Annotated in this window: 11 protein-coding genes and 1 pseudogene; 8 read left to right on the plus strand and 4 right to left on the minus strand. The window is 43.5% G+C overall.

Translation table 11 applies throughout. From position 1 onward, the window contains the following. Positions 1 to 268 (plus strand): annotated as a pseudogene (locus B4J23_RS14105) (MFS transporter); the annotation flags it as partial. Between the two features lie 6 nt (positions 269 to 274). On the opposite strand, the gene B4J23_RS14110 reads toward B4J23_RS14105, so the two are convergent. After that, the gene (locus tag B4J23_RS14110) at positions 275 to 919 is read right to left on the minus strand and encodes a HEPN domain-containing protein (RefSeq protein ID WP_291361503.1); all 645 of its coding nucleotides are present in this window, start codon (positions 917 to 919) and stop codon (positions 275 to 277) included. Between the two features lie 295 nt (positions 920 to 1,214). On the opposite strand from B4J23_RS14110, the gene dusA reads away from it, so the two are divergent. Beyond that, positions 1,215 to 2,237, plus strand: a complete 1,023-nt coding sequence (dusA, locus tag B4J23_RS14115; protein ID WP_291361505.1) for a tRNA dihydrouridine(20/20a) synthase DusA — start codon at positions 1,215 to 1,217, stop codon at positions 2,235 to 2,237. 49 nt (positions 2,238 to 2,286) lie between these two features. Here the strand turns inward: dusA and B4J23_RS14120 are convergent, their stop codons facing one another. Together B4J23_RS14120 and coaBC are read right to left on the minus strand one after the other, a co-directional pair. Beyond that, the gene (locus B4J23_RS14120) at positions 2,287 to 2,799 is read right to left on the minus strand and encodes a hypothetical protein (protein WP_004783647.1); all 513 of its coding nucleotides are present in this window, start codon (positions 2,797 to 2,799) and stop codon (positions 2,287 to 2,289) included. A gap of 222 nt (positions 2,800 to 3,021) precedes the next feature. Further along, on the minus strand, positions 3,022 to 4,296 hold the full coding sequence (gene coaBC, locus B4J23_RS14125) for a bifunctional phosphopantothenoylcysteine decarboxylase/phosphopantothenate--cysteine ligase CoaBC (protein ID WP_159123089.1): 1,275 nt from the start codon (positions 4,294 to 4,296) through the stop codon (positions 3,022 to 3,024). 113 nt (positions 4,297 to 4,409) lie between these two features. Between coaBC and radC the strand changes: the two genes are divergently transcribed. Together radC and B4J23_RS14135 are read left to right on the plus strand one after the other, a co-directional pair. After that, the gene (radC, locus tag B4J23_RS14130) at positions 4,410 to 5,105 is read left to right on the plus strand and encodes a RadC family protein (protein WP_291361508.1); all 696 of its coding nucleotides are present in this window, start codon (positions 4,410 to 4,412) and stop codon (positions 5,103 to 5,105) included. 71 nt (positions 5,106 to 5,176) lie between these two features. Next, positions 5,177 to 6,088 (plus strand): bestrophin family protein, encoded by a 912-nt coding sequence (locus B4J23_RS14135; protein WP_004783652.1) that lies wholly within the window; start codon positions 5,177 to 5,179, stop codon positions 6,086 to 6,088. A 75-nt stretch (positions 6,089 to 6,163) separates the two neighbouring features. On the opposite strand, the gene B4J23_RS14140 is transcribed toward B4J23_RS14135, so the two are convergent. Further along, positions 6,164 to 7,015, minus strand: a complete 852-nt coding sequence (locus B4J23_RS14140; RefSeq protein ID WP_291361510.1) for a PHP domain-containing protein — start codon at positions 7,013 to 7,015, stop codon at positions 6,164 to 6,166. A gap of 44 nt (positions 7,016 to 7,059) precedes the next feature. Between B4J23_RS14140 and B4J23_RS14145 the strand changes: the two genes are divergently transcribed. Genes B4J23_RS14145 through mnmC form a run of 4 tightly spaced genes read left to right on the plus strand, consistent with a single transcriptional unit; the run spans position 7,060 to position 10,473 of the window. Then, positions 7,060 to 7,671 (plus strand): septation protein IspZ, encoded by a 612-nt coding sequence (locus tag B4J23_RS14145; protein ID WP_291361512.1) that lies wholly within the window; start codon positions 7,060 to 7,062, stop codon positions 7,669 to 7,671. 28 nt (positions 7,672 to 7,699) lie between these two features. After that, positions 7,700 to 8,002, plus strand: a complete 303-nt coding sequence (locus B4J23_RS14150; protein ID WP_004783657.1) for a YciI family protein — start codon at positions 7,700 to 7,702, stop codon at positions 8,000 to 8,002. Between the two features lie 5 nt (positions 8,003 to 8,007). Continuing rightward, on the plus strand, positions 8,008 to 8,526 hold the full coding sequence (locus B4J23_RS14155) for a hypothetical protein (RefSeq protein WP_291361515.1): 519 nt from the start codon (positions 8,008 to 8,010) through the stop codon (positions 8,524 to 8,526). A gap of 39 nt (positions 8,527 to 8,565) precedes the next feature. After that, positions 8,566 to 10,473, plus strand: coding sequence for an FAD-dependent 5-carboxymethylaminomethyl-2-thiouridine(34) oxidoreductase MnmC (gene mnmC / locus B4J23_RS14160; RefSeq protein ID WP_291361517.1), 1,908 nt, complete (start codon positions 8,566 to 8,568; stop codon positions 10,471 to 10,473). Positions 10,474 to 10,509 lie beyond the last annotated feature (36 nt).

Genomic DNA, 10,509 nt, shown 5'->3' on the forward strand with positions numbered 1-10,509 from the left:
TTATGCCCTGATTAACTTAGGTCTGGCGATTACTCATAGCTGTAATCAGAACGTGATTTTCCGCTTGCGCCCGGATGCCAAATCACGACTGAACTCTATTTACATGACGCTGTATTTTATTGGTGGTGCCTGTGGTTCTGCCTTGGGGGTATATGCCTGGCATCATGGTGGCTGGAGCATGACCTGTCTATTTGGACTTGGCTTGGCGCTATGTGCCACCCTGTTTGCACTAATTGATCAATGGCAGCAACATCGAGCAAGAGCTTAAACAAATTTAACTAACTTGTACTACGGGATAATAAGGTTTACCCGAATCCCAAGTCGCTGCATTTTCCAAAAGGATGCAGATAAAAATGGGCAGCAAACCGGCCAGAACCCGACAGCTGTCTTGAAGTTGCTTGACGTTAAACGAGCTCTGATAAGTCGCACCGCCCTGCATAAGCTGATAATGCAAGGTTGAAAGACGGTTAAAAATCACCAATAAAATTTCACTTAAATTCCGTTCCTGTACATCCTTTTGTATTTTCTGCTTTTGCTGGTCTAATGCTTCACGACAGCTTTCCAGACTGACTTTATGATGGCGATAATCCCAGAAACCTTGATCGGTATAAGGGCTATCCAGTAGCGCAGAAATTGGCTGGCTGTATTTTTCCCAGACAATATGCTGAAGTTTTTGTTCCACATCTTTTTGACAGAGGGTTTCCAGAAATTGATGCAGGCTTTGTTGATCCTGACGAACCTCTGTTTCTTGTGCATAAATCGAATTAAAACTGATCCACAGGCTAATAAACTTAAACTCTAATTCCTCATCCAGCTCTAATGCTTTTTTAAACCAGCTAAGTCCCCGTTGAATCCGTAAATTAAAATAGTCTGAATGTTGAGGTTTTTTGCTTTTATAAATCTCCTCCAACATGAGCATCGTTATTCTCCTTATTTATCTCGTTTTCTTTATCTTAATCTTAATTATCTCAAAATATAGCATTGCAGAATGACTGGGAGTTTATTTTTCAATTCCCACAATTTCTCTTGTTAAATATCTTTATTGGAATGACAGTTATAGATCCTCATGCAGTTCAGCCTTTGGTCATGCAAATTTTATGCTAGTATTACGCCCTCTTTTTGTAGTACTGCTTTTTTTTGAGCAGATTTCCAGCAATTCCTGCTCATTCTTGTACTGCTATTACTCTTCCATTTCATTTAAGGCGTGATTTTGAATGACTGATCTCAGCACCATTGAAAATAAACTTCAACCTCGCATCAGTGTTGCGCCGATGATGGATTGGACCACCAAAGATTATCGTTTCTTTGCACGCCTGTTTAATCCAAATGTCATTTTATATACCGAAATGGTGACGACAGGCGCCATCATTCATGGCGATGCCAAACGTCATCTGGACTTTAATAAAGAAGAACATCCGATTGTGTTACAGCTCGGCGGTTCCAATCCTCAAGATCTGGCAACTTGTACTAAAATGGCTCAGGATTGGGGTTATAACGAAGTTAACCTGAATGTCGGCTGTCCGAGTGATCGGGTACAGAATAATAAAATCGGTGCCTGCCTGATGGCCGAACCTGATCTGGTCGCAGAATGTATTCATACAATGCGTAATGCCGTGGATATTCCGGTCAGTGTGAAACACCGCATTGGTATTGATGACATGCATTCTTATGAAGAAATGCTGCATTTTGTGGATACGGTCGCCAAAACCGGTTGCGATAACTTTATTGTGCATGCCCGAATTGCTTTACTCCAAGGTCTTTCACCTAAAGAAAACCGTGAAATCCCGCCACTACGCTATGAAGATGTTTACCGTCTGAAGCAGGACCGTCCGAAACTGACCATTGAAATTAATGGCGGAATTAAAACTTATGCAGAAACGCTTGAACATCTCAAGCATGTCGATGGCGTGATGATTGGCCGCGAAGCCTATCACAACCCGTACCTGTTAGCTGAGCTGGGTCAACTATGGAATCTCGAAGCACCGGACCGTTTTGAGATCATGCAACAAATGCTGCCTTATATTGCCCAACGTATGGCTGAAGGTGCACCATTGTCAATTATTACCCGTCATATTTTAGGTTTATTTCAGAACTTACCAGGTGCACGTAAATGGCGTCAGGCTTTAAGTGGTGGCAATGCCAAAACGCTAAAAGATGTAGAAACAGCATTATTAAATATTCAGGAAGCCATGCAGCGCACTGAAGATTATCTGCGTAAACATCAAGTTCAGCCTTAAAATCAAAAAGCACCGAGACCCGGTGCTTTTTTATGACCTAAAATAAAAATTAGTGGGTATAGGCCGTAATATTCCCGACCGGAATCGGTTCTTCATCATAGGAAGCCGCTTGCAGGACAGGTTCTGTAACTGGACGGACATCTGGCCCTAACTCAATACTGGTAGGTTCATTCACAGGTTCCAGATCATCGAGTGATGAGGCCAGCTGTTCCAGCTCACGATCCAGTTGCTGACGATATTTCTCAATCTCGATTTCATCGATAAAGGCAAAAGCATCATCTTCAATGGCCCAGCTATAACCACCATTCACCTTTGAAATTTTAACGTTAATGGGATATTCATTACCCTGATAATTCAGATGTGAAACTGCTTCAAACTCATTGCCTTTGCGATGGCGGATTTTTACATTTACTACAGTCAGACGATAATGCTGATAATTCGGATTAGCATTAAATTCTTGCTGCATTTGTCCTTGAATATTTCTGGCCAGTTCATCAATCGATACAAAATAGCTGCATCCAGCCAGACAGGCGATCATCAATATCATTATGATTTTTTTCATCCCGCCCCCTTGTGTTCTCTCACTGCTTTACAGATGTGTAAAACTTTTCATCTTTGGATTATTCTGTGATCCATTTTATACTTTTTTTAAATAAATGAATAAATAAATCCTTAGTCTATAAAGTCGTTTTTATTTTTATGTTGTACTGGCTTTTTAACTTCATGGTAAAAAAACCTATAAAAAAGCCCTGAACCAGTCAGGGCTTTAATCGTCATTTAAAACTTAAAAATCATCTTCTGCAGCAGGATCATGGTGCAAGGCATCATGGATCGCTTCAACCAGTTGCTGGGCAATTTCCTGTTTAGAGGCTTTGTCCAGATCACGCTTATCCAGATGATAGTGTTCGGCAAAGAATACCGTCATGGCATTTTCATCGGATGCAAAGCCAATATCCGCACGCGAAACATCATTGCAGGCAATCATATCCAGTTTTTTCGCCACCAGTTTGCCCGCTGCATATTCTTCAATATTACGGGTTTCTGCAGCAAAGCCGACCATAAATGGACGTTTTTCCTGCTGTGCGATGGTCGCTACAATATCCGGATTCTTTATTAAAGCGACATTCAGCTCATCGCCTGCTTTCTTGATTTTATGCTCGGCTACCTGTGCGACACGATAATCAGCTACTGCAGCGGTCGCAATGAAGATGTCACAACCCTGCTCCAGCATCTGCATGCTTTCATTCAGCATTTGCACTGCCGAAGAAACATTTTTACGTTTGACGCCATTTGGGGTATCTAGGCTCACCGGACCAGCAATCAGGGTGACATTCGCTCCAGCTGCATAACAGGCTGCTGCCAATGCAAAACCCATTTTCCCGGTACTATGGTTGGAAATATAACGTACCGGGTCAATCGCTTCACGGGTCGGACCAGCTGTAATCGTGACTTGCTTGCCCGCCAGCATGCCAAATTTTTCTGCAATCGCGCGCTGAGCTTTATGGAAATATTCTGTGACCTGACGTGCCAGCTCTTCCGGCTCCGGCATACGGCCCAAGCCTACATCACCACAGGCTTGTGAACCGGCATCCGGCATAATCACATGTACGCCATCTTCTATCAAAGTCGCAAGATTACGCTGTGTCGCTTTGGCAGCCCACATCTGCTGGTTCATCGCTGGTGCGACCCAGACCGGTGCATTGGTCGCCAGATACAAAGTGCTGAGTAAATCATCCGCCAGACCTGCAGCAAATTTTGCCAGCGTGTCGCAACTGGCTGGCGCAACCAATAACAGATCAGCCCAACGAGCCAGCTCGATATGCCCCATGCCCGCTTCAGCTTCAGGATCCAGTAACTCGGTATGTACCGGATTGCCTGACAAAGCTTGAAAGGTCAAAGGAGTAATGAAAGCCTGTGCGCCTTGAGTCATAACGACCCGCACATTAAATCCAGCATCTTTCAGACGGCGAACCAGAATGGCACTTTTATAGGCAGCAATACCGCCAGTGACTGCTAAAATGATATTTTTATGAGGAATTACACTTAGATCAAAGCTCACGAACAGCTTACCTTTCTGTTGCAGTGGGGCTCACAATAGCATTAAATAATTGCATTCCCAAGAGATCAGCTTCAGGGAAAACTCATAATTCATAATAAATAAGTCTAATAACTATGCAATTTTCAATCAAAAACTGGCCTGAACTGGAACGGCCGCGGGAACGTTTAATTCAATATGGGGCAGAAAGTTTATCTGATGCGGAACTGCTGGCCATTTTTCTCCGATCAGGTTCACAACAGCATTCGGCCGTAGAATTAGCACGGCTACTGATTCAACATTTTGGTCATCTAACTGCTTTACTCGATGCACCCTTAGAGGAAGTCAGCCAGTTTCATGGCATGGGCATTAGCAAATACACTCAGCTAATGGCGGTTAAAGAATTAGGACGGCGTTATATTGCCGAGCATCTTAAACAGGATTCTTTAGAATTAAGTAATTCAAAAAGACTACGGGATTATTTACGTTTCGAATTATTGAGTGAAAATCAGGAAGTATTCGCGGTCCTGTGTCTGGACGCCAGTTTAAGGAAAATTGCATTTAAAAAGCTGTTTTATGGCTCTGTGAATGCATGTGATATTTCGATTAATCAGTTGCTCAGATATGCCATTACCCAACAGGCAACTTCAATTGTGATTGCGCATAATCATCCCTTGGGCCAAGCCACTCCTTCTAAGGCTGACCTGTATCTGACCCGCCAGATTCAACAGGCATGTCGACTGGTCGATATCCGTTTAATTGACCATTGCATCATTGCTCTGGAGGGCAGTTTTTCCTTTGCTGAGCAGCAACTCATCAAACCTGAAGTCTAAGGGGGAATAGCACTTGACAAAGCAGCTACAACTCAAGAAGATCATGAAAAAAATTGTGATGATTCCAATAAATGATCGTACGTGACCAGCAGAACGTTTTTAAATTATTATTTTCCTGGCGAGGAACGATTTTACCTAAGGTTTTACCTCCTTTAGGCGTGGTCATGCTGATTTCAGCCATTATTGGTGGTTTTTCACGTGTAGGTTATTTTCATTTTCCAGAACTCCCTCTCGTTGGCTTTACCCTCATTGGCGTAGTGCTGTCTATCTTTCTCGGATTTAAAAACACCGCCTGTTACGACCGCTGGTGGGAAGCACGTAAACTCTGGGGTATTCTGATTGCCAATGCACGTCATTTTGACCGCGACTGCCGAATGTTGTCTCAAGGCCGTCGTGAACGTGTGATTCAGCACGTTATCGTTTTCGCAAATGTCCTGCGGGACCGTTTACGTCATCAGACAGCCAATCCGACTGAGTTGGTGGAAACTAGTGGGATGAGCCAGCAGGCGATTACTCAGCTCTATCAACAGGCCAATGCACCGCAATATACTTTAAGTCTGATCCAGTGGGAGCTGATGCAGGCTCTCAAAGAAGGTGAAATTTCCGACATCATTTATATGCAGATGAATAATCATGTCGCGGAACTCAGTATTGTACAGACAGGTTGTGACCGGATTGCGACAACTCCCTTACCTTTTGCTTATTCGGTTCTGCTGAATCGTACTGTTTATTTCTTCTGTTTTATTCTGCCGTTTAGCCTTGGTGCAACCTTAGGTTTATTCACCCCTTTTCTGGTCGGTATTCTCGCTTATACCTTCCTAGGTCTCGATGCTTTAAGTTCAGAAATTGAAGAGCCTTTTGGTACACAAAGCAATGACTTACCACTTGATTCTATGGTTCGTACTATTGAAATTGAACTCTTGGGAACTTTAGGTAAACCGACACCACCACCGATTCAGGCTCAAGATAATAATTTGCTTTAATAGGTTACCTCTCTGATCAAAAGAGGGAATTCTTTCACACTGGGATGGGTAGCATTGCTACAAATACTTAACTCATTAAACAAAACTCTCCCAAATTCCAACCTGTCCTGGTTTTAAACTTGGCACCTGACCGAGTTTAACCCAAGGCATATTATCGCCATGAAAATCACTGCCAATTGAAACTTTAAGTCCTTGCTCTGCAATCATCCGGTCAACCATCTGACGGGTTGAACTTGGATCAATGGCTGGCGGTAGCTCCACCGCATCTCCACCAAACTTGGCGAAGATCTCGATCAGATAGCGAATATTGGTGGCTGATAAGTCATAACGGGTTGGATGAGCTAGCACGGCAAAGCCACCGCTGTCATGTATGACCTGAATGGTTTCTTCCAGACCCAGACCATCAAATTTGACATAAGCCTTTTTACCTTCCTTGATGTACTTATCAAAGGCCTGCTGTGGACGGGTCACAATGCCTTTTTCTACCAGCGTTTTGGCAATATGGGTTCGGGTAACCCGATCAGGAATATTGTCAACTTTGGCAATCACGTCAGCATAAATATCCTGGCCTATTAAAGGAACCAGAAGATCACAGATCTGTTTAGAGCGTTCGGCACGAATGATCTTCTGCTGATTGAGGGCTTTTTGTAACGGCTCAGGATTCTGAACATTGAGTGCCACAATATGTACGCCATAATTTTTCTTGGTCGCTGGACGTGACCACTGGCTGGAAATCTCGACTCCAGAAATTATCTTAATCTCATGATTTTTGGCAGCTTCTTCAGCCAGCACCAAACCGTCCATGGTGTCATGATCAGTGAGGGCCAAAGTATGGATGAATTTGCCCGCAGCCGCTTCGACCAATTGCTGAGGACTCAAAGTTCCATCAGAAATATTACTATGTGTATGTAAATCTACGCCGTGCATCTCTATACTATGACATTTATTTGATCAGATTTAGATACTCTAACATGAAAGCACTTTTAGACTTTGTGCCACTCATTATTTTCTTTTATTTATATAAAACTGTAGATCCAAAAGACACTGACCATCAACTTTTACAATTGATCGGTTCTGCGGGGGGTGTCGACAATAACAATATTCTCGTTGCAACTACGGGTCTGATCATTTCCATGCTGGTGGTTTATAGTGCGTTATTTGTCATGCAAAAATTCCGCCTGGACAAACAGCAATGGATCGTTCTGTTTATGACGGTGATCTTCGGTGGTATTACCCTGATGCTCAGCGACGATTTCTATATCCGTCTTAAAGCTGTATTACTGAATCTGGTCTTTGCCGGCGTCTTCCTGTTATCGCCATGGTTTAGCAAAGATAAGAAGCCACTCATCCAGCGTCTGTTTGGACCGGTATTCAATTTAAGTGCCAAAGGCTGGCTTAAATTAAACTATGCCTGGGTCGGTATGTTTACCCTTATGTCATTTCTGCATACTTTCTTCGCTTATTTATGGATGGATGGAAAATATTGGGGCGAATTTACTGCATTCGGTGACATGATTGTGATGTTTTCCTTTATCATTATTCAGTTTATTGTATTGCGCAAATACTTTAGAACAGCTGAATAAGTCCAACTACAAACGATAGAGAGTCATCATGCCATTATTTGTCGTTAGCTGTACCGACCGCGAAGGTACAGTTGAAAAACGCCTTGCGATTCGTCCACAACATCTTGCACGTCTGGAACAGTTAGATGCTGAAGGTCGTCTGATTGTTGCAGGTGCCATGCCTAAAGATCCAGCCAATCCACAAGCCGGTTTCTATGGCAGTACCATCATCGTTGATTTTGACAGTCGTGAAGCACTGGATGCATGGTTACAGGATGAGCCATTCCTGAAAGAAGGTGTATACGCGCATATTGATGTGAAACCATTTAACAAAGCATTTCCTAAAGGATAAGGTTCATGCGCGCTGTTACCGCCAGTTTCATTGGCTTTTGTTTCATGATTCCTTCTGCCTGGGCTGTTGAAGTTTCTGCTCCAGCTGCCCCGGCTACACAGCCAGCAGCTACTCTTGTTCAAGCTGTTACCACGCAAGCACCTGCTCAGGGCACTTCTGTACAGCAGGCTGGAATTATTCCAGCAGTTGCGACAACTGCTCAGACTGTTCAGCCGACTGAGAAAAAGCCGCTCACTGCAGAAGAAATTGCCAAGCAGAAAGCCCAGCAAGATGCCAAAGTCAAAGCTTTAGTCAAAGATCAGGCAACGCGTCTACAGCAACTGGAAAAAGCCAATCTGGAAGCCCTGTCACAAAATCAGGAATTACAGCTCAAGAACGACAATCTCGGGGTTCAGGTACAGGTCCTGCAAAGTGAACGTAGTGCCCAGATGTTTCTCTACGGTGCTGCAACTTTGGCGGTCGGTGTATTACTTGGCTTTCTGATTGCGAGCTATGTTTATACCAAACGTCGCCGTCAGTGGTAATCTATAAGCTTTCCAAATATCTTTAAGGTTGTACCCGTTTTGTCGTATGCAATTCAAACTGCCGATCTGGATTGGCAATTAGTGGATGGCATTGATGTGCCTGTGTCCAAGCAATTTGGTGATGTGTATTTTTCCAAAGACAATGGATTGCTGGAAACCCGGCATGTCTTTTTAAATGGTAATGACCTTAGTACCCGCCTGGCCGATTTAAAACCTTTTGCATATTTCTGTGTCGGTGAAACGGGTTTTGGTACGGGTTTAAATATTCTGGCTTTGTGGCAGCTGTGGCAACAGGTTCGTCCAGATAATCAAAGTCATCTGCATGCAATTTCAGTAGAAAAATTTCCGCTTTCTAAAGCAGATTTAATTCGCGCCTTAAATGCCTGGCCAGAATTGAAGCCACTAGCAGATCAACTCATCTCCCAATATCCAATGCCGATTGCCGGTTGTCATCGGCTCAGCTTTCCTGAAGAGCGTTTCAGTCTGGATCTGTGGCTGGGAGATGCACATGATGTCTTTCCTGTCATTGAAAAAACTGCACCTGTTAACGCCTGGTTTCTAGATGGCTTCGCACCATCATGTAATCCAGACATGTGGGAAGAAAATGTTTTAAATAACATTGTGCGTTTATCCGAGATCGGAACAACTTTTGCTTCTTTTAGCGTTGCAGGTGTCTTAAAACGTGGTTTAAAACAGCACGGCATCTCTATTTCCCGTCCACGTGGATTTGGCCATAAACGTGAAATGCTGAAAGCGATCTGGAATCCTGTTGAAGAAAATAAAGACAGTGAAATGGCTTTAGAACAGGAAATTACTCAAAAAAAAACTGAACCAGATCTAGAGCGTCCTACCAGACCTCGTCAAATCGCTGTGATTGGCGCTGGAATCGCAGGTTTAAGTGCAGCATGGGCATTCGCTCAGCGTGGTCATCAAATCACGATTTACGACCAGTCAGCGCCTCTTTCAGGAGGTTCCGGCAATCCCCTTGCCCTGCTTAATCCTAAACTGTGTCCAGTTGAGCAAAGTGCTGAACATCTGATGACGGTGGCCTGGCAGCATGCCTTAAATCATTATCAAAAATTTAAAGCTTTTCGCTCAATTCAGGTCAATCAGCTTGCCTTAAAAAATCCTGAACAGCTTTTAGGATTGGCAGATGAATATCTCGCAGAAACTCTTGCTGCTCAAAGTGCAGCAGACCAAGAGATTCAAACTGAATTTCCAGCTTTAAAACTATTAGCAGCGGGCGCAGTTTCACCCCATCAACTGCGTGATGAAATTTTGCAGCATCCTCTTATTCAGTATAAACAAGCCAAAATTAGTCATATTGAGGCTGCTGAACAATCTGGGTTATTTGCAGATCAGCAATCCTTAGGCAAGTTTGATCACATCGTTGTATGTACCGCACGTGATACCCAGCAATTCTTTGAACATTATCCAGTCCTGAAACCGATTCGCGGACAGGTCAGCTGGGTCAATAATCAAGATCAGCCCTTAAATCAGGATACAGCCTATAGTTATGGCGGTTACTGTATGCAGCTCAATCCCGAACAACTGATTTTGGGCGCTTCATTCTATCCAGGCCGGGATGATGCAGAAGTCTTAATAGAAGATCATGTGCATAATTATGAACTTATCCACAGTGTCTTTCCTGAATATGCACAGTTATTACCCTCTACCGAAACCTGGCAAGGTCGAGCAGCAGTACGCGCCCAGAGTCAGGATTATTTTCCTTTACTCGGAAAAATGAAGGCAGATGAAGAGATTTACAGTTTTGCGGGTCTCGGCTCTAAAGGCTTTCTGTTTGCGCCATTGTGTAGTGAAATTCTGGCTGCCCAAATTTTGGGAGAAGCCTGCCCAGTACCTTCGAACTTGGTAAAGAAACTCGACGTGACACGTTTTCAAAAGAAGGTAAAAGCCAAGAAGCCTTATTTTAAGCCTCAAGATTAAAGAACTCCTCCCTTTAATAAAGAGATCGGAAGAGCG

Source organism: Acinetobacter sp. UBA3025 (assembly GCF_002367915.1).
Lineage (GTDB): Bacteria > Pseudomonadota > Gammaproteobacteria > Pseudomonadales > Moraxellaceae > Acinetobacter.

Excerpts from the sequence above, each read along its gene's own strand:
- B4J23_RS14110 (WP_291361503.1), bottom strand. The coding sequence starts at position 919 with ATGCTCATGTTGGAGGAGATTTATAAAAGCAAAAAACCTCAACATTCA.
- dusA (WP_291361505.1), top strand. The coding sequence starts at position 1,215 with ATGACTGATCTCAGCACCATTGAAAATAAACTTCAACCTCGCATCAGT.
- B4J23_RS14120 (WP_004783647.1), bottom strand. The coding sequence starts at position 2,799 with ATGAAAAAAATCATAATGATATTGATGATCGCCTGTCTGGCTGGATGC.
- radC (WP_291361508.1), top strand. The coding sequence starts at position 4,410 with ATGCAATTTTCAATCAAAAACTGGCCTGAACTGGAACGGCCGCGGGAA.
- B4J23_RS14135 (WP_004783652.1), top strand. The coding sequence starts at position 5,177 with ATGATCGTACGTGACCAGCAGAACGTTTTTAAATTATTATTTTCCTGG.
- B4J23_RS14140 (WP_291361510.1), bottom strand. The coding sequence starts at position 7,015 with ATGCACGGCGTAGATTTACATACACATAGTAATATTTCTGATGGAACT.
- B4J23_RS14145 (WP_291361512.1), top strand. The coding sequence starts at position 7,060 with ATGAAAGCACTTTTAGACTTTGTGCCACTCATTATTTTCTTTTATTTA.
- B4J23_RS14150 (WP_004783657.1), top strand. The coding sequence starts at position 7,700 with ATGCCATTATTTGTCGTTAGCTGTACCGACCGCGAAGGTACAGTTGAA.
- B4J23_RS14155 (WP_291361515.1), top strand. The coding sequence starts at position 8,008 with ATGCGCGCTGTTACCGCCAGTTTCATTGGCTTTTGTTTCATGATTCCT.